Below are 25,793 nucleotides of genomic sequence, written 5' to 3'. Positions count from 1 at the left end.
GCCGTGACCCAACGGCGTGTTTTATTTTTGCTTGGACTGTGTTTGCTCTTTTCTTTAACCCCCACCGCGTTCGCAAATGGTGGGGTCGTATGGTCGTCGACTGGTGGACCGGCCGGTGGACAAATCAACGCGCTCGCAATTGCCACGGGGGTCGCGTATGCCGGCACGAACGGCGGCGCGTTTGTCACGCGCGACGATGGCGCGCGCTGGGACCCGGCGTCTAAAGGGTTGGCGGAAGATTTGACGGTGAATTCGCTCGTGGTTCTGCGCGAGCCGACCCAGGTTCTTGCCGGCACACAGACGGGCGTGTATCGCACAAACGATGGCGGTGCGACCTGGACGCTCACCGACCCGCGCATCGCGGAGCAAATTATTTTTACGCTGGCAAGCGATCCCGTGACCGGGATGCTCTATGCGGGTACCGCGACGACGGTGTTACGCAGCGACAACAATGGCGACGCGTGGAGCGAAGTCAATCGCGATTTGCCCGCCGCGCGCGTTTCCGGCATCGCGATTTTAGCAGAGGGCGTATTTGCCGCGACCGACGCGGGCATCTATGTCTCGCGTGATCGCGGAGCGCACTGGCTTGCCAGTGCCGACGGTTTGCCGGTGGGTGCGCGTCCCCAATCTATCGCTGCGACAAAAAGTGGATTACTCGTTGGTACGACCCAGGGTTTGTTTCGCAGTCGCGACGGCAAGTCGTGGAGCGCGGTGACCGGCACGTTGGCGAACGGTTTGGTCAAGCCGCTCGCGAGTGACCCACGGCAGCCGGACCGCGTGTTTGCGGTCATCGCGCAAACCGTGTGGCGTTCGACCGATGCCGGCGCGAATTGGTCTCAGGTCAAGAGCATCCCCGGCGATGCGCCGGTGTTGACGCTTGCATTTGGCGATAAGAACGCGGTGTACGCCGGCACGGTGCGCGGCGTGTGGAAGACCGCGGACGACAATGCGAGTTGGCAGGCGCTCAACACTGGACTCGTCAACACGAGTATTCACGCGTTGATGCTCGCGCCGGGGAATCCGCCGACGCTGTTCGCGGCGACGCGTTTCGGTTTGCACATCAGCCGCGATCGCGGCGCAAGTTGGCGCGACGCGCAGGGTTTGAGCGATCCGTACGTGATTTCGCTCGCGCGCGATCCGGCGGACGATCAAACGATTTACGCCGGCACTTGGGGCAGCGCGGTGTTCGTTTCACGCGATGGCGGCGCGACGTTTGCGCGCGTGATCGAAAGCATCGCACCGAATACGCCGATCAGTAGTCTCGCCTTTGCCAGTTCAGGGACAACGACCGAGTTGTACGCCGGCACGCAAGGACGCGGGTTGTTCAAGAGTACGGATAAGGGACAAACCTGGGCGCGGCAAACGAACGGGATCGGCGACGTGTCGCGCGTGACCGCGTTGGTGTTCGTATCGCCGGCGACGCTCTACGCCGGCACCGAACGCGGCTTGTTCCGGCTCGACATGGCGAAACCGGGCGCGGCGTGGCAGGCGCTCACCGGAACGGATCTGCCGCAAGATGAAGTGCGCACGCTCGCGGCGGACGCGCAATCGCTCTATATCGGTTTTGCTTCTGCCGGCGTTTACCGTGGCGACAATGCCGGCGCGCAATGGCAAGCCCTGGGACGCGGCGCGTTCCCGGCGCGCGCGCGTTTTCAAGTGATCGCGCTCAATCCTGGGTCGCCCGGCGTGGTCTACGTCGGCACGGACCGCGGCTTGTATCGCAGTGAAGATGCCGGCGCGACCTGGGCGGCGGCGAACGAAGGTCTCGTCGTTGCCGACGTGCTTTCGATTGCGGTAGACCCGCAGACCGCGACGAGCTTGTTCGTCGGCACGAATGGCAGCGGCGTCGTCGCCGGCGTGGATCGTCTCAAGGTGGTGGGACCGGATGTGTTCGCGATCGGCGCGTTGATCGGCGCGCTCGTATCGGCAATCGTCGTGTTGTTCGCTGGCGCGTTCGCGTGGCGTACGCGTCTATCGCCGGTCGCGCAAGATCAATCGTGGCGACGCGAGTATTCGCAATGGGAAAGCGCGATCACGCAAGCGTTATGGAAAAATGGCGAAGCGAACGCGGCGAATCTGAGCAAATTGCCGCGCCGCTATCTTTCGCGTTCGCTGCGGCGGTATGCCGAAGAGCATCCCCGGGACGCATTGGATTTGCAACTCGCGCCGGCGTCGCTCAAATTAGAAACCTTCGCCGCCGCGCAAAAATTTCTGCGTCACTGGAAAGCCGCCTGGGAAGTCGTTGAAAGCGAAGACGCGTTCCTGTCGGTCACGAGTCAGATTGTAGACCAACTGTGCGAGCTGCTGGGTTTCGCGCGCGTCGAAGATCGCACGTATCACGGACTGGCTGGGTATGTGGTCAAAGCGCCGGCGTTGCGTTTGAAAATTCCGCCGCGCTTTCCAATCATTTTTGTGCCGCGTCAAGACACCAGTCCCAGCGACTTGAACGAATTGCGCGATATGATGAACATCCTGAATATGGTCAGTTACTTTGCGTTGGTGATTGACCTACGCGATGTTCCGGCAGACGACAGTCGCCGTTCGTTGAAACGCATCGTCCGCGAAGGCGCGCACGATTTCATCGTGCTCGATGGGATGGACATTCGCCGTTTGCTTGGCGCGCGCGATCCATCGCGACGCCTCGTCGAGTTGATTCTCGATCAGGTAGATTTGACGGTCGTATCGCCGTACGTCACGAGTGGTCCGGTGCCGGAGAACATGTTCTTCGGTCGCGAACACGAACTCAAGACGATTGTCCGCACCGTGCGCGACACGAACTTTGCAATCGTCGGCGGGCGCAAGATCGGCAAGACCTCGGTGTTGGCGCGCGTCCATCACATGCTCAAGAATTCGCCCGAGTACCGTCCGCTCTATCTCGATTGCCAAGCGGTGCATAATCACACCGAGTTTTTTAGCGCGGTAGACACGATGTGGCAATTGCCGCTGCCATCCCGCGATCTCGAAGGATTTCGCGCGATGGCGCGCGATGTCGCCGCGCAGTACCCCCAGCGCGTCATCGTGATGCTCTTCGACGAAATTGACGACTTGCTCGCGCACGACATTGCGAATGGCGAGCGGTTGTTCCAGATCTTGCGCGCCTTGTCGCAGGAAGCGAAAACGCGTTTTGTGTTCTGCGGCGAGAAAACACTCAACTTGGCTCTGCACAATCCGAACCTCGTCTTTTTCAACTTTTGCAACTTGATGCCGTTGTCGTACCTCGCGCGCGATGAAGCGCGGCGCGTCATCACTGACCCGATGCAAGATATGGGCGTGGCGTTGGATGACGAACATACGCTGCCGGATCGTATCGTCGAGTTGGCGGCGGGACATCCGAACATCGTGCAGTACATCTGCCAAAAGTTGGTCGAGCGCATCAATGCGCGGCGCGAACGCGTCATTACGCGCGTCGATGTGTCCGCCCTCGCGCAGTCGGCGCAATTCGCCGAGTACTTTGCCGAAGTGTCGTGGGGCGCGGCAAGTTCGCTCGAACGGCTTATCACGTTGGTGATGCTCGAACATCCCGAAGTGACGCCGGGCGAAATGGCGGAAATGTTGCGCGCGCGTGACTTGCGCGTGCCGCCCGCTCAATTGGAAATGGCATTCGACGATCTGTGTCTCTTTTCGATCTTACGCCGCGACGGACCCAAGTACGCGTTCGCTGCCAGAGCATTCCCCGAAGTTCTCCGGCGCAGTCAGGACATTTACGGTTTGGTGATGAGCTACACCGAAGAAATTCAAAAAGGCACCGAGGCAATCCATGTCAACTGATCCGGCAATTTTCAAAACACGCGGTCCACTCGACCCGGATGAAGACGGCGCGATTTTGGTCGCGCGCCCGGAACTGACCCAGGTATTACGTTTCGCGCGTGCGTCGCAAGTAGATGCGTACGTCGCGTTGCTCAGTTCGCGTCAAACCGGCAAGACGACGCTGTTGTACCAAGTGTCCGCGTGCCTGCGCTCGCCCGGGTTTGCGGTCGTGTTGATTGATCTGGGCAGTGTACAGGATCAACCCGAAGCGCAACTCTACAACTTTGTGGCGCGCGCGATGCGCCAGGAATTACTACCCAAGGCGGATCCCAAGGCGACCTTGCCGACGACCGCGGTCGAGTTCCAAAACTTTATGCTCGAAACGGCGCGCCGCGTGACCGCCATGCGCATCTTGCTGTTGCTCGACGAAGTGGAAGCCGTGCCTGCCAAATTATCCGACGGATTTTTTGGCACGTTTCGTAGCGTGTTCTCCACGCGGCACAAGGAACCGGCGTTCGAAAAATATCTCGTCGTCTTGTCGGGCGCGAAGGAGTTGAGCCGCTTGACGAGCGGCAGTAACTCGCCGCTCAATATCGCCGAGCGAGTCTATCTCCAGGATTTTACGCGCGCCGGCGTGGAAAAACTCACCGAGAATTTTCAACGGCTCGGTTTGGTAATTCCGCCGGAAACCGCCACGTGGATTCACGCGCGCACCGGCGGGCATCCGTACCTCACGCAAAAACTGTGCGCGATGATTGCCGAACGTCAGCCCAAGACGTTGAGCCAAGAGATGGTGGAGCGGTGCGCGCAAGATTTGTTGCGCGGCGACGATCATCTCGAAAAAATGATCGTGGACATCGAGAGCGAGCCGAACTCGAAAAATATGCTTGGCAGAATCGTGGCGGGCGATGCCGTGCCGTTCAGCCGGCTCAATCCGCAGCTTGCGCGCCTGGAATTGACCGGCGCGATTCGCGATGCGGGTCAGTGCGTTGTGCGGAACCAAATCTACGATGAAGCGTTCAAGCGGTTGTATCAAATCGGCGGCGGCGCGCGCACGGCGCGCACGTTGTTCATGCGCGCCAAACCCGTGGTGCTGGTTTTGATGGCGCTGATCATTGCAATCAATGTGCCGTTGATGTTTTTTTATCTACGCGATGTTATGCTTGGCGCGCACCCGGTCAACCAGGTATTTGCGCCGGAGGGGTGGAATATCTACACGTTGATTCGCTATGATGACGTGCTTCGTCCGAATGCGCCGGTGACCATCACGGTAGACCTGGAACACACGCGCGCGCTGACGCCGGTCGTGGTCGTGTTGCGCGAAAATGCCCCGGACATGGTAGTGCTCGGCGAGCATCAGAAACGGTTTGCGACCGAGCGGCGCACGGAAACCTTTTCGTTTTTTCTTAATCAGCGCGAACTGCCCTACAATCCGTTTGCGCCGGCGACCGAGACGCGGCGCGTGGATCTGATTTTTCAGAGCGAGTCGCCCGGGCGTCCGCCGCAGACGCAGAGCGCCGAGTTCAAAGTGGATTATTATTCGGCGTTCATCAAATCGGTGTACGTAAGTTTGATCGGCTTGATTGGTTTGGTGACGACCTGGGTGGGCAATCTCCAAAAAGTCAAAGGCGCGCTCGGGGGAATTCAAAAAATCTTCAAGATGATTCCGCAGTAAAAAAACTCTTGCGAAGAGCAGACGTCTTCGCAAGAGTTTTTTGCGCCGGCTCAACCTTGCGACGGTTTCGCGCAAGCGCCTTCGCAAGGTTGAGCCGTTCCTTTTATGGCTTGGGCGCGACTGTCCCGGTCAATCGTCGCGTGGGCGTGACGGTGTTCGTGGTTCTGCCGGTTAGTGATGGACTGGGGCGCGCCGTTCCCGTCGCGGTAATCGTCACAGTCCCGGTGATTGGCGCAGTCGTCGGATCGCCGATGAGCGTCGGCGTCGCCGTGGGTTCGCGTGTGGGAATCGGCGCTTGGGTGGGTGTGGCAGGCGGTCTGCCGGTGGGTAGAATCAGGAATGTTGGCGGAGGCTGGGTCGCGGTGGGCGCGCGCGTCGGCGTGGGCACAAATGTCGCGGTAGGAGGACGTTGCAACAACATCGGGCGCGCGAGCAAACTAACTGTACCGCCGCAATACAACGTGAGCGCGCCGAGAATAAGAATGAACGCGCAACCATAACCCAACTGGCGCGCTGGCGACAAGTGCGCGAGCCACTCGCGAATGGTTGGAGGCGGGTCAGCGTCCACGCTGTCTTCATAGTCGTCGTAGTCAGTCACGGCGCACGCTGTTCGCCTTTAGATTTGTTCGATGCAATGATCCTTCGACTCCTCGACGCGAAATCGGCGGTATTATAACCAATGCAAAGCGAAAGTCAAAACAGTACCTTCGCCAATCGGGGTGTAGACTTTAGTTTCTGAAACTTGGGCGGCGAGTGTCCGTCAAAATTTTGGAACACTCGACCTTGCGAAGGTTGAACGGCAATCATATTTGATTTGTCGTCAAAACCTTCGCAAGGTTTTTTCACGCCCCACAAACTTGATGCACACCCTGGGCGGCTGGGTATTTGACGCCGCATGGCTTTTGCGATATATTCTTTACATATATTCAATCATTGAGTACACAACTAGTGAGGTGTACCCGATGCGCCAAGACAAGACGGCGCGTTTTGCCCTGCTCGGACTCCTCGTGGATGAAGCACACCACGGCTACGACCTCTATCAACATTTCACCGATCCCGCCGGTCTGGGGCAGGTCTGGCATCTGGGAATGAGCCAGATGTACGCCGACCTCAAGACGCTCGAAGCCAGCGACTTTGTCAAAGCGACGGTGGAGCAACAGGACTCCCGCCCCGCGAAGAAGGTGTTCGCACTCACGCCCGCGGGACGTGCGGCATTTCGGGAATGGATGGCAACGCCCTCGCGCGGTCTGCGCGAGATGCGCGTCGAGTTTATCGTGCGTTTGTTTTTCGCTCGCCGCGAAGGTCGGCGTGCCGTCACCGCATTGATCGAACGCCAAGACCAAGCGTTGCGCGCGGAATTGGCGCGCTGGCAAGTCGAACGGTCAACCGAGGCGCTGGATGATTTCGGTCAACTCGTGCGCGCGTTTCGCCTTAACCAAACTCAAGCGGCGCTAACATGGCTCAAATCTCTCCGCAACTCAACGCCACGTCGTTGAAATTCCAATTGCCGAGTCAGTGGAAATGAGACAATCCAGAATTCTTTTCATCGGTTTACTCGTTGCCTGTCAGTCGGTATCCTTTCCGCTCAATCCTCAATCCGCCTCTGGACCGACAGCGGCAAAACAAGGTGGAGAAATTATCATCTCCGCCGCCGCTGATTTGCATGCCGCATTCACCGAAATCGGCGTTGCGTTTGAAAAAGAAACCGGCACGCGCGCTATGTTCAACTTTGGTTCGACCGGGCAATTGGCGCAACAAATCGCGCAAGGCGCGCCGGTGGATCTGTTCGCGGCGGCGGATCGTTCATACATCAACGATCTAGCCAAACGCCGCATCATCCTTTCCGATACGGTGCAACTCTACGCGCGGGGACGCATTACGTTGTGGACGCGTGAAGACAGCGCTTGGCAGTTGCAATCACTCACCGATCTCACGCGTCCCGAGGTCAAACGCGTCGCGATTGCCAACCCGGAGCACGCGCCGTATGGCTTGGCGGCGCGCGAAGCATTACAGAATGCTGGGGTGTGGGACACGGTTCAACCCAAACTGGTCTTTGGCGAAAACGTGGCTCAGACCAAGCAGTTGGCGGACACCGGCAATGTGGATGCCGCTATCATCGCGTTATCCCTCAGCGTTGGCGTGAAAGGACGCTGGACACTCATTCCACAGGAATTGCACAGCCCGCTCGACCAAGCCCTGGGCGTCGTCACACGCGCTAAGAACGAACGCGGGGCACGCGCGTTTATCGAATTTGTCAACAGTCCAGCCGGGCGTACGGTGATGGCAAAGCACGGATTCATTCTGCCCGACGAAGAAAAGCGAATGCCGAAATGAACTGGACTGCGATTCTTCTCTCGATTCAGGTGACGCTCATGGCGACGATTGGCGTTCTCGTCATCGGACTGGCGCTCGCGCTGTTTCTCGCGCGGATACGCCTGCGCGGAAAAATCGTTCTCGAGACGCTAATCAACCTGCCGCTCGTCTTGCCGCCGACGGTGGTCGGTTATTTGTTGCTGATCGTGCTTGGACGCGATGGTCCCCTCGTGCGATTGTTCGATGTGAATTTACTTTTTACGTGGCAAGCCGCCGTCATCGCGGCGATGGTTGTCGCGATGCCGTTGATGGCGCAAGCCGCCAAAGCGGCAATTGAAAGCGTGGACCCTGTTTTGGAAAACGCCGCGCGGACGCTGGGCTTGAACGAATTCGAAGTCGTGTGGCGAGTCACCCTGCCGCTCGCCCGGCGCGGCATTCTCGCAGGACTCGTCCTGGCATCCGCGCGTGCGCTTGGCGAGTTCGGCGCGACACTGATGGTTGCCGGCAACATCCCAGGGCGCACCCAAACTGCGCCGCTCGCCATTTACGACGCGGTGCAAGCGGGACGTTGGATGGATGCCAACATACTGGTCGCGATCCTCAGTCTGCTTTCGTTTGCAAGCTTGCTCGCGGTCAATCACATGAATCGCCGCGCGGAGACGCGACCGAATGCTTGACGTTGACATCACAAAGCACATTGGCGATTTCTCGTTGAATGCGCAATTCGCAATGGACGCCCAAGTGCTGGTGTTGTTCGGTCCGTCCGGCGCGGGAAAAAGTTTGTTGCTGAATTGTATCGCCGGCTTGCATACTCCCAAGCGGGGGAAAATTCGTCTGAACGATCATCTCGTGTTCGACAGTTCTGCGTTGATCAATGTGCCGGCGCGCCAGCGGCAGATTGGGTATGTGTTTCAGAATTACGCGCTTTTCCCACACCTGACCGTGCGCGAGAATATCGCGTTCGGTCTGCGTGATAGAAGCACCGCGCGAACTCGTGTAGACGAGATGCTCGCGCTCACGCACCTTGGCGATTTTGGGCGCTACTACCCCGCACAACTTTCCGGCGGACAACAACAACGCGTCGCGCTTGCGCGCGCGCTCGCGCCGCAACCCAGTTTGCTCTTGCTCGACGAACCGTTCAGCGCGCTCGACGCGCCGACGCGGATGCAACTCCGCAACGAACTGCTCCAGCTGCAACGCAAATTCAAAATTCCGATTCTCTTCGTCACGCACGATTTGGGCGAAGCGTATTTTCTCGCCGACCGGCTCGCCGTGATTGATGCCGGGAAAATTTTTCAGGTAGATACGCCCGGCGAAATCCTGAGTCACCCGTGTTGTTTGCCGGTTGCGCGCGCGATCGGCGTCAAGAACATTCTGCCCGGCGTCATCGAGGCAAGTCACGCGGGTGGTTCGCGCGTGCGCGTCGGCGAGACCGTACTCGGCGCGCCGCGATGCGCGTTTGCGCCGGGCACACGCGTGCAAATCTGCTTGCGTCCAGAACGCATCATGCTGGTGCGTCCCGAACAAGCCGACCAATCGTCGGACGAGAATGCGTTGCGCGGCGAGATCGTCCGCGAGATGAACGACGGGATGATGGCAACCTTGTTCTTTCGCGCGACCGAGTCGCGTCTCGTGCCAGACCAGGATTATGATTTACAGATCGAATTGCCGGTGTACATTTTCGAGCGCTTGAATCTCGCGCAACAACGCGTGTGGACGGTATCGTTGCGAAAGAACGCGATGCACTTGCTTGGATAGCCGGTTGCTCGCGCATTTTTTACCGAGGATAGATGCTGATGGATTGGCTAGAACTCTGGAGTGAATTGGCGCAAGTCCACGCGTGGACGCACCAAGCGAACCAACCCGCGGAGAGCCAGGATCGTTGGCGCAACCGCGCGCACGACTTTGACGCGCAAGTGCGGCGGCGCTGGACGAAAAACGATTCGAGCCGCGCATTCATCGTGGCGACGTTAGACCGATTTCCCAACGCGACCGTGCTCGACATCGGCGCGGGCACTGGCAAATGGGCGGTTCTGCTCGCGCCGCACGCGCGTCGCATCACCGCGCTCGAACCCTCGCCCGGCATGATCGAACGAATGCGACAGAACCTCGCCGACGCAAACATCACGAACGTGGACATGGCGCAAGATGCATGGCCCCACGCGCAAGTCGCTACGCACGATTTTACATTGTGCGCGCATGCGATGTACGGCGCGCCGGATTTTCGATTGTTCATCGAGCGGATGCAGGCGGTCACGCGGCAAATGTGTTTTCTACTTTTGCGCGCGCCGACGATAGATGGCGTGATGGCGGAAGCCGCCCAGCACATCTGGGGACATCCGCACGATAGTCCGAATTTTCAGGTCGCGTTCAATGCCTTGCTTCAAATGGGAATTTTTCCGAACGTGTTGATGGAAGATTCCGGCTTGTGGGAACCGTGGTCAAACGATAGTTTGGCAGACGCCGTCCAACAGATCAAGCATCGGATGGGGCTAGATCAGATTGACCAGCATGACGCTTTTCTGCTAGACCTCGCGCAGCGCCGACTGACTGTTGTGGAGGGTAAATATGTTTGGCCCCCCGCCGTTCGCACCGCGCTGCTGTATTGGTCGGTGGCTGATTCAAACCGTGACGACTGATTACACAAGTTGGAATTTCACCGTAGAGCGCGCGGAGAGCGCAGAGAGTTTATAAAAATAGTCGTGACTGCTCATCCTTGCGAAGGTTTGAAGGCGTCATTCTCCAGGAATCGGATTTGTTGTCGTCGCGCGATTCCTCGGATAAGTGATTGATAACCTTCGCAAGGATGGGCGAAATAATCTCTGTGCTCTGTGTGCTTTCTGGGATGATTCTCGCGGATAAAAAAATAGACGAAGGGATTGAAACAGAGGAAAGTAGAATGACCACATTTCAAGGCACGCTACCCGCGCTCGTCACGCCGTTCACGCGCGACAATCAAGTGAATGTGACGGTTCTGCGCGAGTTGGTAGATCATTTGTTAGCGAAACAGGTCAACGGATTTTATCTGTGTGGGAGCACGGGCGAAGGCGCGTTCATGTCAATGGAAGAACGGCAACTCGTCGTCGAAACCGTCGCGGCGCGCGTGAATGGTCGCGTGCCGATTCTGGTGCACGTCGGCGCGGCGGCGGTCGGCGATGCGGCGCGGCTCGCGCAGCACGCGCGCGCGCATGGCGCGGCGGGCGTCAGTAGCATCTTGCCGCCGGTGTTGTACGATCCACGCGGCATCGTGCCGTACTATGAAACTATCGCGTGCGCGGTTCCCGACTTGGCATTCTTTCCGTACTTGTTCGGTGGCGCGCGCGACGCGGTGGCGTTGTTGCGCGACCTGATTCACATTCCGAATCTCGCCGGCACCAAGTACACCGGACCAAACATGTACGAACTCAGTCATCTCGCCGCGCTCAAGGACCAGGACTGGACGATTTTTGCCGGAATGGACGAGCAGTTGTTGTTCGGTCTGATGTTCGGCGCGCGCGCCAACATCGGCTCGACTGTTAATTTGATGCCGGGCGTGTTCGTGGAACTGCATCGGTGTTTTTATGCGAACGAATGGGCGCGCGCACTCGATCTACAGAAAAAGTTGAACCGCCCGATCGCAACCTGGATCAGTTTCGGTTTTCCCGGCGCGTTCAAAGCGACGTTCCAATTCCTGGGTTTCGATTGCGGCGAACCGCGCACGCCCAACCTCGCGCTCACCGCGGTGCAACGCGCCGAGCTACGCGCGGCATTGCAAGCCGACGGCTTTTTCGATCTAGCCGCGATGTAATAAACGGATCGCCAAACTGTAAAGAGCGCCAAGAAATTATTTTTTCTTGGCGCTCTTTGCGTCTTGGCGGTTGGCATTCACCTGACAGTCGAATCTTTATACGATCTTTATGCGGCTTGCAAATTCCTTATCGCAATTTGATGGCTTCTCGCATTATGCTTTTTCCGTTAAGGCGCGCGCGTTCGTTTTATTTCGAGTAGTTCCCACTCTGTTTTTCGCGAACGCGCAGAGATCCGATTTCAAAGGCACTCAAATGAACAAACGCGATGCTTCACCTTTCCCGGATAGCGACAATCATTTTTCAGACGCAACATCCGATCCGCGATCCGAGAAACTCAATCCCGATTTGACCGTCACCGAATTTCGGCGCGGCACACGTCCGGGCGATGTCTATGTTCGCAAAGCGCATCTGCACGAACGATTTCTCCGCTGGGTCGGTCCCGGTCATTTTGTCGCGACGCCCGAATCGGACCGCCCGTCGAGCGCACTCGAAAAAAGTTATCGCGCCGTCAAAAAAGTGTTGATCGGGCATCCGCTCGAAAACGCGGAAGAGATTCACGAGCGGCTCAACAAATTCAAGGCGCTCGCCGTATTCGGCTCCGACCCGATTTCATCCTGCGCCTATGCCACCGAAGAGGCGATGTTGGTTTTGATCGCGGCAGGCAGCGGCGCGCTCAGTATTTCCTTCTTCCTCGCCTTGGCGGTTTCTCTGTTGCTCTCGATGGTGGCGTTCTCTTATCGCCAGACCGTCTACGCGTATCCGCACGGCGGCGGATCGTACAACGTCAGCCGCGAAAACCTGGGACAAATTCCGGGCTTGGTCGCGGCATCGGCGCTATTGATTGATTACGTCTTGACCGTTTCCGTCTCGATCGTTGCCGGGTCAGCCGCCATTGGTTCGGCAATCATCGCTTCGGGTTATGGCGATCAGATCAACGCCATCAACGCAACCCTGCCGCATAACTTGAATGTCAACGTGCTGTTGAGTGTGTTCTTTATCACCGTGATGACGTTAGGCAACTTGCGCGGCATTCGCGAATCCGGCGCGATTTTTTCGTTGCCCACTTATTTGTTCATTGGCAGTCTCATCGTCACTTTGGCGGTTGGCTTGTACAAAGCGTTCACTGGCACACTCGCGCCTGCCACACCGCCGGAAATAATCCCTGCCACCGAGCCGCTGACGCTGTGGTTGATCTTGCGCGCCTTTTCCGCCGGGTCGGTCGCGATGAGTGGGACCGAAGCCATCTCGAACGGCGTGCCGGCGTTTGAAAAACCTGAATCCAAAAATGCGGCGACGACGCTGACGATCATGGCAACCTTGCTCGGCGTTTTCTTTCTGGGGGTCTCGTACTTGGCAACCCACATGGAACTCGTGCCCGGCGAGGAAACGATCATTTCCCAGGTCGCGCGCGCGGTTTGGGGCACTGGTTTTGTCTACTACATTTTCCAAATCGCGACGATGGGCATTTTGATTATTGCGGGCAACACCGCCTTCGCCGATTTCCCGCGCTTGTCCTCCGTCCTCGCGCGCGATAATTACATGCCGCATCAATTTTCTTTCCGCGGCGACCGCCTGGCTTTTTCGATTGGCATTATTTCTCTGGGCACTATCGCCGCGTTGCTGGTCGTCCTCTTTGCCGGCGACGTGAATAATCTGATTCACCTGTACGCGGTCGGCGTGTTCCTCGCGTTTAGCATGTCGGATTCAGGTATGGTCGTGCATTGGTGGAAAACACGGGGACCCGGTTGGAAGCGGAGCATTATCATCAACGGCGCGGATGCCGTTTTGACTTCCAGCATCTTGGTCATCGTCGCCGTCACGAAATTCGCGCTGGGCGCATGGATCGTCGTTCTCTTGATTCCCGCCATCACCGGATTTTTTCTCTTCATTCACCGGCACTATACGCACGTAGCAAATCAATTGCGAGTCATTCCCGGGCATGTGCCATCCACCACCGTAGACCAACTCGTGTTGGTACCGATTGACGACATCAACTACGCCTCGCTGCGCGCGATCGCGTTCGCGCGCACGATTGGACGCAACGCGGTCCTGCTCCACATTTCGACGAATGCCGAGCGCGCCGACAAGATTCGCCAAAAAGCCGAGCAGTATGCGCCCGATCTCAAGTTCGTGATGATTGACTCGCCGTATCGCGCGTTCGTGCGCCCGCTCCTCGCGTACGTCAATGCGATCCATAGTCAACGCCCCAATGCGTTCGTGACGATTGTCTTGCCGGAATTTATTACGGCGCATTGGTGGGAGAGGTTCTTGCACAATCGTACTGCCGCGCGTTTACGCGGCACATTCGAAAAGCATCCGAACGTCGCGGTGGTTCTCGTACCACACCTGCTCGAAAAATAATCCGCGCCCACACGCCTCACACTCAACGCGGGATTGACCCAATGGTCAATCCCGCGTTTTTTGTTCGGGGCATTGGCGCATCGTGCGTGATTGTGCTAGAATTCAGTTGTCAATCGCCAGTCGCCAGTCGTCAGTATTCAGTATTCAGATTTTCTGCTTTCTGCCATCTGCCATCTGGCTATTGGACTCAACCTATGCAAGACCACCCTTCTAACCCAGATGAAACGCCGGCGCGAGTTCATAGCGACGATTCGCTCAAACCGCGCGGCAAATTGAAGATTTTTTTGGGTCCCGTCGCCGGCGTCGGCAAGACGTACGCGATGCTCGAAGCCGCGCTCGCGCAAAAAGCGCAGGGCGCGGACGTGTTGATCGGGTACGTCGAAACACACGGACGCGCCGAAACCGAAACCCTGGTCGCCGGCTTGGAGCAATTGCCGCCGCGCGTCGTCGAGTATCACGGCGCGCGCGTACGCGGGTTGGATTTGGACGCCGCGCTCGCGCGTAAACCGGCGCTTATCCTCGTGGACGAACTCGCGCACACGAACGTGCCCGGCGCGCGCCACGCGAAACGCTGGCAAGACGTCGAGGAACTGCTCGACGCCGGCATTCACGTGTACACCACCGTCAACGTCCAACACCTCGAAAGTCTCAACGACGTCGTCGAGCAAATCACCGGCTTCGTCGTCCGCGAAACGATTCCCGATTCCGTCCTCGAACGCGCCGATGAAGTCGAACTGATTGACCTCGCGCCGGACGACGTGCTGCAACGCTTGCGCGAAGGCAAGGTGTACGTGCCGCAACCCGCCGAGCGCGCTGGACACCATTTTTTCCGCAAGGGCAATTTGATGGCGTTGCGCGAACTCGCGCTGCGCCGCACCGCCGACCACGTAGACGAGTTGGTGCAAGATTACATGCGCGCGCACGCGATTGATCACGCCTGGCCCATCAACGAACGCTTGCTCGTCAGCATCGGACCTAGCCCGTTCGCGATCCAACTGTTGCGCGCGGCAAGCCGCATGGCGCAAGCGTTGCGCGCGGAATGGATCGCGGTGTATGTCGAAACGCCGGAACATACGCGCCTGTCTCAGGCGGCGCGCGACCTGATCACGCAGAACCTGCGTCTCGCCGAAGACCTGGGCGCGCTCACCTTCACGCTCGCCGGTCGCGACACGAGCGACGAGTTGCTGCGCTTTGCGCGCGAACACAACGCGACGAAAATCGTGGTCGGCAAACCGCGCCGCGCGCGTTGGCATTCGATTTTATTTAGCAACGTCGTACAAGACCTGGTTCGCAAGAGCGGCGACATTGACGTGTACATCATCACCGACGCGGGCGAACCGGTCAAGACGCACGCGCGACCGCGCGCCGCGCCGCACCTCGCGTGGCTGCCGTACGCCGGGGCAATCGTGGTCGTGAGCGTGTGCACCGCGCTGGGCGCATTGCTTTCACACGTTTTCGGCGAAGCGAACATCGTGTTGCTATTTTTACTCGGCGTCGTCCTGGTCGCCGCGCGTTTTGGACTAGGACCCTCGATCACCGCGTCGGTGCTCAGCGTCCTCGCGTTCGATTTCTTTTTTATCAATCCGCGTTTATCGTTCGCCGTTGCCGATGTGCAGTACCTGCTGACGTTTGGCGTGATGCTCGTCGTCGCGACGACGATCAGCACGCTGACCGCGCGGTATCAACAATTCGCCGAGGTCGCGCACGAACGCGAACGCCGCACCGCCGCGCTGTACGAACTCAGTCGCGATCTCGCCGGCACGTCGAGCCGGGAACGGTTGGCGCACATCGCGACGCAACATGTTCACCGCGTCTTTAATAGCCAGGTCACGATTCTGTTGCCCGATCATCTGGGCGCGCTGACGCCTACGCAAACGAGCGCGCCGGCGTTCGAACTGGATACGAACGAACAAGGCGTCGCCGAGTGGGTGTTCACACACAGCCAGTCCGCCGGGCTGGGAACGGAAACCTTGCCCGGCGCGCGCGCGTTGTACATGCCGCTCGCCGCCTCGCGCAAAACGATTGGCGTCATCGGCGTCCAGCCCGCCGACGCGAAACGTTTTCTCGCGCCGGAACAATTTCATTTGCTCGAAACCTTCGCCAACCAAACCGCGCTCGCGCTCGAACGCAATCGGCTGGCGGAACAAGCGCGCCAAGCTCAAGTGCAAATCGAAACCGAACGCCTGAGGAATTCGTTGCTCAGTTCCGTCTCGCACGATTTGCGAACACCGCTCGCCGCGATTACCGGCGCGTCGAGCACGTTGCTCGAAGGCGAGATGGATGTGGACGCGGACGCGCGGCGCGAATTGGCGCAGACGATCTACGACGAAGCGGAACGGTTGAATCGTTTGATTCGCAACCTGCTCGATATGACGCGCATCGAGTCGGGCGCGATTCGGGTCAAGCCCGAATGGAATTCGCTCGAAGAAGTGATCGGCGCGGCGCTCGCGCGTCTGGATAGTCGTTTGCGCGGGCGCACGGTCACCACCTGTTTGCCGGACACGTTGCCGCTCGTGCCCTTCGACAGCGTGCTCATCGAGCAAGTGCTCATCAACTTGCTGGAAAACGCGATCAAGTACACGCCGCCCGCGTCGCCCATCGAAATCAACGCGTCGGTCGTCGGCGAGCACGTCGTCGTCCAGGTTGCCGATCACGGACCGGGCATCGCGCCCGGCGATGAAGAACGCATCTTCGACAAGTTCTATCGCGCGCCCGGCGTGACGAATAGCGGCGGCGTGGGTTTGGGTTTGACGGTGTGTCGCGGCATCGTGCAAGCGCACGACGGAAAAATCTGGGTCGCGAATCGCGCGGAGGGCGGCGCGGTGTTTCACGTTCAACTGCCCCGGGAGATCAAGCCGAATGAATGAGCCGCACGTGTTGATCGTCGAAGACGAACAACCGATTCGCCGATTTTTGCGCGCGACGTTGACGAATCACGGCTATCGTGTCAGCGATGCGGCGACCGGCAAAGACGGCATCGCGCTCGCGAGCACGCAAGCGCCCGACGTCATCATTCTCGATCTCGGTCTGCCGGACGTGGACGGCTTGGTCGTCATCCAGCAACTGCGCGAATGGTCGCGCACGCCGATCATCATTCTCTCCGCGCGCGGGCAAGAGAACGACAAGATCGCCGCGCTCGATGCCGGCGCGGACGATTATCTCACCAAGCCGTTCGGCGTTGGCGAATTGATCGCGCGCATTCGCGTGGGTCTGCGTCATTTTGCGAACGCGCATCCGATGGACGAACCCGTGTTCGTCGTGGGCGATCTGCGCGTGGACCTGGCGCAACGCCAAGTCTTCGTCGGCGCGGAGCAAGTGCATCTCACGCCGACGGAGTACAAATTGCTGACGACGCTCGCGCGTTACGCGGGCAAGGTCGTCACGCATCGTCAATTGCTCATCCAAGTATGGGGCGCGGCATACGCGAGCGAAACACAAATTCTCCGCGTGCACATGGGACAACTGCGCCACAAAATCGAAAACGATCCCGCGCGTCCGCGTTATCTCGTCACCGAGCTGGGAGTGGGGTATCGTCTCAAAGTGGATTGAGGGCAATTTCGGAAAATTGCCCTACAAAAACTGCCCAAGTGTGAATCACTTGGGCAGTCGGCGTTATTTCGTCCAGTCCATCATTCGCTCGTTCTCAAAATCAAATCGGATCGGTACGAGATCGGATACATTCTTCAAGACCTGGCGAATCGTTGACCCGCTTGGATCGGTCAAGAAAAATTCCCACTTGCCGTTTCGATCCGACAGGAACAAGATTTGTTTGCCATCGGGCGACCAGATTGGCGCGACGTTGTTGAATCGGTAGCCGATCATCGCGTACATGATCGGGTCGGGATTGGTCAGCGCGACCTGGTTCGTGCCATCCGCGTTGACCATGTTCAATTCCCAGCGGTCGTGCGCTTTGAGCGTGTAGAGAATGCGCGTGCCGTTGGGACTCGTCATCGCGGATTGGATCGGCGGGAGATGCAGAATCGGGCGCGGCATCATCGCGCCGGTGTCAAAGTACGTGCCGCTCGGACCGAGCACGATGGAGGCGGGACCGCTGATGACGTTGGTCGCCATGATGCCATACTGCGGATCATCGTACACCAACGTCGCGCCGTTGTTGCTCCAACTCGGCACAAAGCACAACGCCGAACACTGCGGCTCGGAAAGTCGCGCCGATACTACCTGATCGGTACCGGGCGGAGTATGTTCGAGTTCGATGACGCCTAGTTTCCATCGCACATTGCGATCGCTCGTCGTCTTGTCCTGCGTGAACGCGATGAATTTGCCGTCGGGACTCCAACGCGGCGAACGCGCGCGCAGAACGCCATACACCAGGCGTTCGTTCGAGCCGTCCGCGTTCGCGATGTAAATACCGGGGTACGGCGCATCCCAGCGCGCGAACGCGATTTGTTTGCCGTCCGGCGACCACGCCGGTTCCATGCCACGTGTCACAATCGTGAGATTCGTACCATCGCCGTTCACCGTGTAGATCACGCCGCCGTTCGCGTCTTGAAAAACAATTCTGCCTTGCGTCGCGCCGACCGCAACCGGCGTCGGCGTGATCAACAACGTCGGCGTGGGCGATGGCAGCGGAGTTGGATACAGCGTCACGGTATCGCCGGTCACCGTCAAGCGAAATGGAATCGCGACCGGATAGTTGTTCGTCAACGCCGCGAAATATCTGCCCGACGTGTTGAACGCGCCTGACCAGTACAAATCGCGCGTGATGTCGCCCGTCGCGGTGCTGCGATACGGCGTGCCGCGACCAACTGGCGCAATCGTTTGATCGCGCAACCATTCCTTTCCTTGCACCGGCGTGTAAATCGCGAGTTGCAAACCCTCGATGCCCTGCGTGTCTACCGTGATGTTGACGGTCGTGCGACTGCCCGGACGAAAGCGCCCGCCCGTGACATCGCTCGCGTAATCGAAATAGAACCAGAGCGTCGTGTTTGGGGGAATGTTTTGCCAATCGGTCGGCACCATCAAGGGATCGTTCGGACTACCACCGGTTGGTCCGCCGGCGAATACGGACGACGCGATGAGCGAAACAAGAAACATCGCGATGAAAACTACGAACGTCGTTCGGCTAAAACGCAACCGCTTCATAAAATCGCTCCGCGCACCGTGGGTTATTGCCACACCAATTCGAACATGGTAGTAAAGTTGTTGTCATTGACGACGCGCACATAGTACGTGCCGGCGGCAGGGAACGCGCCGCGCCAACTCAGGTCTTTGGAATCAGCCGGTGACACCGTGCCGCGTCCGACCGGTTCTTTCGTCCACCACTCAGTCAACATATCCGGCGTCCAGATTTCAAATCGCACGCCGCTATCTTTGCCTTCGATGAGCCGAATCCCGGTTGTGAGGCGATCACCGATATCGTTGTTGGTCGAGTAATCGAAACGATACCACACTGCCGAGTTCGCAGCGAGTGCGTGCGGTTGGTTGTCAATGTACGCCGCGCGACCTGGGTCATCGGCGTTCGAGATCACGACCGGACCCGGTGGCGGCGCGACGACTGCCGGGGGAATGATGATGATGGGCGGATTAGTTGCCGGGGGTGGTGTCGTCACGACCGGCGGATTCGTCACCGCCGGCGGATTGGGCGGCGTGCTCACCGTCACGCCTTCAACCGTCAAGGTAAAACTCACTGGGTTGTTGTTCTTGTTGATGACGCGCACAAAGTACGAACCACTCGCGCCAAACCCACCGCTCCAACTGAGGTCGGTCGTTTGGCATTCACCTTGCTCGGACGGTTTGCCGGTGGCGCAATCAATCATCATCGCCGTGCCTTTGCCGACCGGTTTGTTGTCCGTGGTATTGCCGACGGTTTCGGGGGGCCACACTTCAAAAACGACGCCGCTGTTATTGCCATTCACCAAGCGAACCGTCGCGACCGCGCGTTCGCCGGTGTCCGTACTCTTGCCATAATCGAAGCGATACCACTGACTGGCGTTCGCCGCGAGCGGGTGCGGTTGATTGTCAATGTACGGTACGGTGGATGGATTCATTCCATCGGGTCCTTGCGCCGCGACCAGGCGCGCACCCAAACCGGACAGGATGAGTACGAGTACGCTCCAAGCAATCATCCGAATCATTTTCATTCTGCCCCCTTTACGCTTTCACGCGTCGCAAAAGCGAACGAACCTGCGCGACGAGCACAGGCATCGAAAAAGGTTTGCTGATATAGTTGTCAGCGCCGAGTTGAAACCATTGCACCATTTCTTCGGTGGAGATTTCGTTGCCGAGCACGATGATGGGCAGGGGCGTAATTCCGTGTCGCGTTCGGATCCGCATCAACATATCGCGACTGGTCAGTCCCGGCAAAGACGCGCTCATCAGCATCAGCATCGGCATTTGCGTTTGCAACAATTCCCAAGCCGCATCGCCATCCGATGCCTGAATCACCTGAAACCCCGCGGTTTGCAAACTGGATTGTAACACCGATCGCGTGCTTTTGTCAGGTTCGGCAATTAGGATTTGCAGAGTCATCGTCATCTCTACAACTTGGCGCACTCACCACGCGCCCAATCCGCTTGGCGCGATGACTAGCGTTCCGACGGCACTATTGACTCGCGCCGACTTGAATGATACGCGCGTTCACGACGCCAGCACTCGTTTCGCCGGTAACCGTGATGCGTGTACTCGCGCGAATATCGGACAACGCGGACGGCGCGAATTTTTGATACACGGTGCGATCATCCACTTGCACTTTGACCGTGTTGCCGTCTTGCCCGGTCAATTGAATCACGTTGCCTTCGACACTCTTGACCGTTCCGGCAATCCCGCCGCGCTGACCGAACGCGCCCTGCGGTCCGGCTTGTCCCGGTTGTCCTTGTGTTCCGGTTTGGGCTTGTTGACCGGTGGGCGCGGTACTGTTGCTGCCCTGTCCGGGTTGTCCCGTACCGCGATTGCGAAAAAATTCCGCCTGAATACTTTGCGCCTGGGTCAAACCGTTTTGCGTGCCGAGCGTGTATCCGACGCCGCCGGCAATCGCCGCCGCAACGATCACGAGGATGACGGTCAACACGATCTGTTTCATATCATTGCTCCTAAAATATATGCCGTGGATAGAATCCAGGTTTCTCGAAGAAACCTGGATTCTATCTCCGGAGTTGCGCGCGCTTAGCGCCTGCCGAAACGCCCGGCAGGTGGTTGCCTGAATCCGCCCGGCGGGTTACTTGGGTTGATGCCTGGAACGAAATTGCCGCGTGGGGCGAAACCGAATCCGCGCCGATTCAAGTCTATGTTCTCCGGCTTGAGATTCGCTTTCAGCGCATCCGCTTGCGCTTGAGCCAGTTTGCCATCCTTCACGGCTTGGTCAATCGCGGCTTTTTCCGCATCCGCGATTGCCGTCCGCAGTTTGGCGACGTCTACTTTTTTCTCGTTCGCGAGATCGAGCAGAGTCTTGGTCTGGAGCGCGGTTGTCAAATCCGCGGAGGTCATGCCCAGCGTCTTTGCCGCCGCCTCAAGCCCGGCGTTCGCGATGGTCGTGTACACGTTGACCGCACCGAGACCTGGGAACGTCCCCGCGTTCTGCAATCGCTGCAGTAGCGCGTCCGCTTGCGCCTGCGTCAACAAACCTTGCTGGACCGCTTGCGCGAGCGAATCCTTGCGCGCGTCGGTTTCGGCTTGTTGCAGTTTCTCGACTGTGGTGCCTAGCTTTTGCGCGAGCGCCTGGCGGTACAAATCAAACCAGGTCGTTTTGCCGGTTTGCGGCGTGGGCGTCGGACCTTGCGCGAACGCAATCGTTCCGCCTACGCCGATGGCAAGGAGCGATAACGCGAGCACTCCCGCCACAATCCATCTAGTCTTGCCTTTCATCGAACCATTCTCCTGTTTCTGCGGAGCATCTACAATTTCTACCGCGTGCATCGAACGAAATGCGAAGAGATTTCCGCGATATGGATCACCCCTTTCGTTCTATGCGGAGCGTTCAGTTTTATTCGTAGCGTAACGCGTCAATCGGATGCAAACTTGCCGCGCGATTCGCCGGATAACTGCCGAAGAACAACCCGACCCCGGCGGAGAACAGGACCGCGAGCAAAACGGAATCGGGGTCAACGACGGTGTTCAACGTTGTCGTGCCCATGTTCACACCCGAAATCAAGCGCGCGACCAGCGCGCCGAGTAGCACGCCGATCAATCCGCCTGAAAGACTTAGGATGATCGCCTCGGTCAAGAACTGGGTCATAATGTCAATCTTGCGCGCGCCGATGGCTTTGCGAATGCCGATCTCGCGCGTCCGTTCCGTCACCGAGACGAGCATAATGTTCATGATCCCGATGCCGCCGACGATCAACGAGATCGCCGCGACGCCGCCCAGGAAAATCGTCAACGTGCCGGTTATTTGATTCGCGGTGTTCAAAATGTCTTGCTGGCTTTGAATGCTGAAATCATCCTGGAACTGAATGCGATGGCGTTCGCGCAACACGTCGCTGATTTCTTGCACGACCGTATCTTGCATCGCGATATCGGTGATCTTGACATTGATGACGGACACCGTGTTGCCCCCGCGAAATTGTCCGCCGCGATTGAGACGACTCATCGCCGTGGTGATCGGCACATACGCCTGGGTGTCCACGTTCATAAAGCCGGTGCCGCCCTTGGCTTCCATCACGCCGACCACGCGAAAGTTTTGTCCGTTGATGCGAACGAATTGTCCCACGGGATCCGCCGTATCGAACAACGTCGTCGCGATCTGCGCGCCCAACACGACGATGGCTGAATTCGCGGTGACATTGCCCGGCGAGATGAATTCGCCGTTCGCGAGTTTGGTGTTCATCGCGTCGAGATATTCCGGCGTCACGCCAAGCACGCGCGCGTTCGTGTTGTTGCCGAGGTACGCCATCTGTCCGAAACTTTCCACTTGCGGCGCGACGCCGACGATGTACGGTAATTCTTCCAACGCCGTCGCGTCTTCTTTCGTCAAGGTTGCCGCCGAACCTTCGGCGGCGCGCACGCCGCCGCTCTGCGTTGAGCCAGGACGAATGTAGAGCAAGTTCGTGCCAATGCTCGTGATTTGATTCGTGATGGCGGCTTGCGTGCCGCGTCCGATGGACAACATCGCGATCACCGACATCACGCCGATGATGATACCCAGCATCGTCAGTCCGGCGCGCAATTTATTCGCACTGATACTCCGCAGCGCGATCCGCATACTTTCGAAAACGTTCATCGTATCTCCGATACTAGTGCGATAGTGCGGTAGTGCGATAGTGCGATAGTGTGTTAGTGCGGTAGTGCGATGCTTGAAAGGTGCATCCTCAACTATCGAACTATCAAACTATCGCACTATCGCACTACCGCACTATCGCACTATTGAACTATTGCACTAGCACTCCGTCGCGCACCCGAATCGCGCGTTGCGCGTGCCCGGCGATATTCGGATCGTGCGTGACGAGAATCACGGTCAAGCCCTGGTCGCGATTGAGCGCCTTGAAGATGTTCATAATCTCGACGCCCGACCGCGAATCGAGATTGCCGGTCGGTTCGTCCGCGAGAATGATGCTGGGATTGTTGACGAGCGCGCGCGCAATCGCGACGCGTTGTTGCTGACCGCCGGACAATTCGTTCGGGCGGTGATGTACGCGGTCGCCCAGTCCGACCGATTCGAGCGCGGCGAGTGCGCGTTGTTTGCGATCGGGCGCGCCGGCGTACACCATCGGTAGTTCAACTTGATCGAGTGCGGGCGTGCGCGGCAACAAGTTGAATTGCTGAAATACGAAACCGATTTTCCGATTGCGGACGAGCGCCTGCTCGTCGTCCGTCATTTGGGATACGTCGGTGCCGTCGAGAATGTACGTGCCGCTCGACGGCGTATCGAGACACCCGATAATGTTCATTAGCGTGGACTTGCCGGAGCCGGACGGTCCGGTAATCGCGACCATCTCGCCCGTTTGGATTTCCAGCGACACGCCGTTCAGCGCGGGCACTTCGATGTCACCCATCCGATAAATTTTCTTGATGTCTTGAATTTGAATGACAGCGCTCATATTACCGTCCGATAAATGGAATGCCGGGTCCGCCACCCGGAATGTTGGTGGTTTGTCGCGTCGTCGTCTGATTGATGACGACGACATCGCCCTCCTGCAATTCGCCGCTCAGAAGTTCGACGGCTTGGTCGTTCGTCAAACCGGTCGTGACCGACACCGCAATAGATTGTCCTTTGTACTGGACCGTCACCGATTTCTGTGTGCCTTGCGTTCGTACCGCGCGCAGAGGCACGTACAAAACATTCTCGCGACTTTCCACGACGATGGTCAGGTTCGCGGTCATCCCAGGACTCACCGACTTGTCTACGTTCGTGACTTCGAGCGTGACCGGATAGTTGACGACACCCTGGGTCACGGTGCCGACCGGACCGACCGTTGTGACTTTGGCTTGGTAATTTTTACCGGGCAGCGCGTCGAGATTCACCTGCGAACTTGCGCCCACTTTGACTTTGGGCAAATCCACTTCGGCGACGGAGACCTTGATCTGCAAACGCGACGTGTCCACGACCGTAACCGCCGTGGTCGTACCGGCGGTATCGCCTTTTTTGAAATTCACGACCGAGACCACGCCGTCGAACGGCGCGTAGACAAATGCTTTATCCAAATTGCGTTTCGCTTGCTCGACCGACACTTTGGCGTTATCGAGTTGCGCTTGCGCGCTACGCATTTTCGTATCGAGATTTTTTTGCGCTTGTTCGAGGGAAATCTGCGCGTTGGAGTATTGCTCTTGCGCCGACTTGTACGCGGAATCGTTGATCGTCGCTTCGGTGACTTTGTAGTTTGCGAGCGCGGTTTGATAATCAATCGTCGCGGTTTGCAACGTCGCGGCTTCGGAGGTAGCGCTCACATCGCCGCGCCACGCGATGCGATTGTAGTTGGCTTGGGCCTGTTGCAGCGTGACTGTCGCTTTATCTAAACTCGCTTTCGCGATGATGAGCGAATTGGGATTCTGATCGTTCTTGGCTTTCGCGGCGTCCAGGTTTGCTTTCGCCGTGGTCAGCGCGGATTGCGTGTTGCGGAGCGCATAATCCAAATCGGCTTTGGTTTGATCGTAACTGGCTTGCGTGCTGGCGAGACTCGTTTGCGTGGTCTTGAGCGCAAGCTCCAGATCGGTCGTGTCCAATTGCATCAATACCTGACCGGCTTTGACCGCATCGCCCACCTGCACCGGCACACTCGCCACGCGTCCACTCGTTTGAAACGGCAGCGCGACTTCATTGATCGCCGAAACGTTGCCCGCCGCGCTGATCGTGGCTACGAGCGTGCCGCGTCGAACCTGGCTGGTTTGAACGCTGGCGGCGCTTGCGGTCGGGCGCGAATTGAAATTCTGCCAAACGAGCGCGCCAACGACGATCAGTCCGACGACCACTACGCTGACGATAATCAGAGTTCGTCGTTTCATATTCTGCCTCCTGAAAAGTTCGGCTTGCGAATCAAATGGATTGTGACGATCAAAATTGGTATACTGGTAGGGCGCGCTCGCCGGAGCGTTCCCATCGGTGCGCTAGAATACGGGAACGGAACGGCGTCCGTTCCCGACGCCGACCGATCACCGGAATTGAAAATCAAAACTCAATGGCATTCTACCATCATTCTAGTCGCAGCGCCTTAAAGCAAGCCAAGCCAATGCTGAGAGAATGCTGAGAGAATCCCGGAATATTCTTAACAAATTTTCATCTAGAGCGAATTCCGATTCGATTTACGGTATGCGTTGCATCCAAGACCGGTCAGGTTTCCGCGAAGCGAACCTGACCGGTCTGCCGTAAACGCGATAGTACCTATCCAATGAAATCGTTGTACAAAAAGCAAAGAATTTTGGGACGCGGATTCACGCGGATTTTCGCGGATAAGAAAAATATCCGCGTTCATCCGCGTTCATCCGCGTCCAATAATTTGTTTGGTTTCGGCTTGTCCGAG

The 25,793-nt window shown here is 58.1% G+C and carries 20 protein-coding genes; 11 read left to right on the top strand and 9 right to left on the bottom strand.

Annotated features, from left to right (window positions below; all coding sequences use genetic code 11):
- Nucleotides 1-3 precede the first annotated feature (3 nt).
- Both HY868_07670 and HY868_07665 read left to right on the top strand, forming a co-directional pair.
- Nucleotides 4-3,768 carry an AAA family ATPase gene (locus HY868_07670; GenBank protein ID MBI5302000.1) on the top strand — a complete coding sequence of 1,255 codons (3,765 nt, stop codon included), beginning with the start codon at nucleotides 4-6 and terminating at the stop codon, nucleotides 3,766-3,768.
- Complete coding sequence (locus HY868_07665; GenBank protein MBI5301999.1) at nucleotides 3,758-5,422, top strand: AAA-like domain-containing protein; 1,665 nt, start codon at nucleotides 3,758-3,760, stop codon at nucleotides 5,420-5,422. Before HY868_07670 ends, HY868_07665 begins: the two co-directional genes overlap by 11 nt.
- Before the next feature lie 103 nt (nucleotides 5,423-5,525).
- On the opposite strand, the gene HY868_07660 is transcribed toward HY868_07665, so the two are convergent.
- Entirely contained in the window at nucleotides 5,526-6,020 is a 495-nt protein-coding gene (locus HY868_07660) for a hypothetical protein (protein MBI5301998.1), read from the bottom strand.
- Nucleotides 6,021-6,384: 364 nt separating this feature from the next.
- Here HY868_07660 and HY868_07655 point away from each other — a divergent pair, with 364 nt between their 5' ends.
- From HY868_07655 to HY868_07615, 9 genes are all read left to right on the top strand, one after another.
- A complete protein-coding gene (locus tag HY868_07655; protein MBI5301997.1) occupies nucleotides 6,385-6,918 on the top strand; it encodes a PadR family transcriptional regulator in 534 nt (177 codons plus the stop codon).
- 25 nt (nucleotides 6,919-6,943) lie between these two features.
- A complete protein-coding gene (modA, locus tag HY868_07650) occupies nucleotides 6,944-7,756 on the top strand; it encodes a molybdate ABC transporter substrate-binding protein (GenBank protein MBI5301996.1) in 813 nt (270 codons plus the stop codon).
- Nucleotides 7,753-8,412, top strand: coding sequence for a molybdate ABC transporter permease subunit (modB, locus tag HY868_07645; GenBank protein MBI5301995.1), 660 nt, complete (start codon nucleotides 7,753-7,755; stop codon nucleotides 8,410-8,412). The genes modA and modB overlap by 4 nt, the downstream gene beginning before the upstream one ends.
- The gene (locus tag HY868_07640; protein MBI5301994.1) at nucleotides 8,405-9,493 is read left to right on the top strand and encodes an ABC transporter ATP-binding protein; all 1,089 of its coding nucleotides are present in this window, start codon (nucleotides 8,405-8,407) and stop codon (nucleotides 9,491-9,493) included. The genes modB and HY868_07640 overlap by 8 nt, the downstream gene beginning before the upstream one ends.
- A 38-nt stretch (nucleotides 9,494-9,531) precedes the next feature.
- Complete coding sequence (locus HY868_07635; GenBank protein MBI5301993.1) at nucleotides 9,532-10,374, top strand: class I SAM-dependent methyltransferase; 843 nt, start codon at nucleotides 9,532-9,534, stop codon at nucleotides 10,372-10,374.
- Nucleotides 10,375-10,634: 260 nt separating this feature from the next.
- Nucleotides 10,635-11,522: a dihydrodipicolinate synthase family protein gene (locus tag HY868_07630; protein ID MBI5301992.1), complete on the top strand. Its 888-nt coding sequence runs from the start codon at nucleotides 10,635-10,637 to the stop codon at nucleotides 11,520-11,522.
- 253 nt (nucleotides 11,523-11,775) lie between these two features.
- Entirely contained in the window at nucleotides 11,776-13,884 is a 2,109-nt protein-coding gene (locus HY868_07625; GenBank protein MBI5301991.1) for an APC family permease, read from the top strand.
- A 194-nt stretch (nucleotides 13,885-14,078) separates the two neighbouring features.
- Nucleotides 14,079-16,751: a sensor histidine kinase KdpD gene (locus tag HY868_07620; protein ID MBI5301990.1), complete on the top strand. Its 2,673-nt coding sequence runs from the start codon at nucleotides 14,079-14,081 to the stop codon at nucleotides 16,749-16,751.
- Nucleotides 16,744-17,433, top strand: coding sequence for a response regulator (locus HY868_07615; GenBank protein ID MBI5301989.1), 690 nt, complete (start codon nucleotides 16,744-16,746; stop codon nucleotides 17,431-17,433). The genes HY868_07620 and HY868_07615 overlap by 8 nt, the downstream gene beginning before the upstream one ends.
- 63 nt (nucleotides 17,434-17,496) lie before the next feature.
- On the opposite strand, the gene HY868_07610 is transcribed toward HY868_07615, so the two are convergent.
- The 8 genes from HY868_07610 to HY868_07575 all read right to left on the bottom strand — a co-directional run bounded on the left by HY868_07610 (nucleotide 17,497) and on the right by HY868_07575 (nucleotide 25,278).
- On the bottom strand, nucleotides 17,497-18,987 hold the full coding sequence (locus HY868_07610) for a PD40 domain-containing protein (protein MBI5301988.1): 1,491 nt from the start codon (nucleotides 18,985-18,987) through the stop codon (nucleotides 17,497-17,499).
- Between the two features lie 23 nt (nucleotides 18,988-19,010).
- Nucleotides 19,011-19,985, bottom strand: a complete 975-nt coding sequence (locus HY868_07605; GenBank protein MBI5301987.1) for a hypothetical protein — start codon at nucleotides 19,983-19,985, stop codon at nucleotides 19,011-19,013.
- A gap of 10 nt (nucleotides 19,986-19,995) precedes the next feature.
- Complete coding sequence (locus tag HY868_07600; GenBank protein ID MBI5301986.1) at nucleotides 19,996-20,373, bottom strand: response regulator transcription factor; 378 nt, start codon at nucleotides 20,371-20,373, stop codon at nucleotides 19,996-19,998.
- A 73-nt stretch (nucleotides 20,374-20,446) separates the two neighbouring features.
- Nucleotides 20,447-20,923 carry a hypothetical protein gene (locus HY868_07595; protein ID MBI5301985.1) on the bottom strand — a complete coding sequence of 159 codons (477 nt, stop codon included), beginning with the start codon at nucleotides 20,921-20,923 and terminating at the stop codon, nucleotides 20,447-20,449.
- A gap of 83 nt (nucleotides 20,924-21,006) precedes the next feature.
- Nucleotides 21,007-21,705, bottom strand: coding sequence for a hypothetical protein (locus tag HY868_07590; protein ID MBI5301984.1), 699 nt, complete (start codon nucleotides 21,703-21,705; stop codon nucleotides 21,007-21,009).
- Between the two features lie 118 nt (nucleotides 21,706-21,823).
- Nucleotides 21,824-23,059 (bottom strand): ABC transporter permease, encoded by a 1,236-nt coding sequence (locus tag HY868_07585; protein ID MBI5301983.1) that lies wholly within the window; start codon nucleotides 23,057-23,059, stop codon nucleotides 21,824-21,826.
- Between the two features lie 148 nt (nucleotides 23,060-23,207).
- Nucleotides 23,208-23,876: an ABC transporter ATP-binding protein gene (locus HY868_07580; protein ID MBI5301982.1), complete on the bottom strand. Its 669-nt coding sequence runs from the start codon at nucleotides 23,874-23,876 to the stop codon at nucleotides 23,208-23,210.
- A 1-nt stretch (nucleotide 23,877) separates the two neighbouring features.
- Entirely contained in the window at nucleotides 23,878-25,278 is a 1,401-nt protein-coding gene (locus HY868_07575) for an efflux RND transporter periplasmic adaptor subunit (GenBank protein ID MBI5301981.1), read from the bottom strand.
- Between the last annotated feature and the right edge of the window lie 515 nt (nucleotides 25,279-25,793).

Source organism: Chloroflexota bacterium (genome assembly GCA_016219275.1).
Taxonomy (GTDB): Bacteria; Chloroflexota; Anaerolineae; order UBA4142; family UBA4142; genus JACRBM01.
The sequence above is the reverse complement of the archived record's forward strand: the minus strand, read 5'-3'. Positions and strand labels throughout refer to the sequence as shown.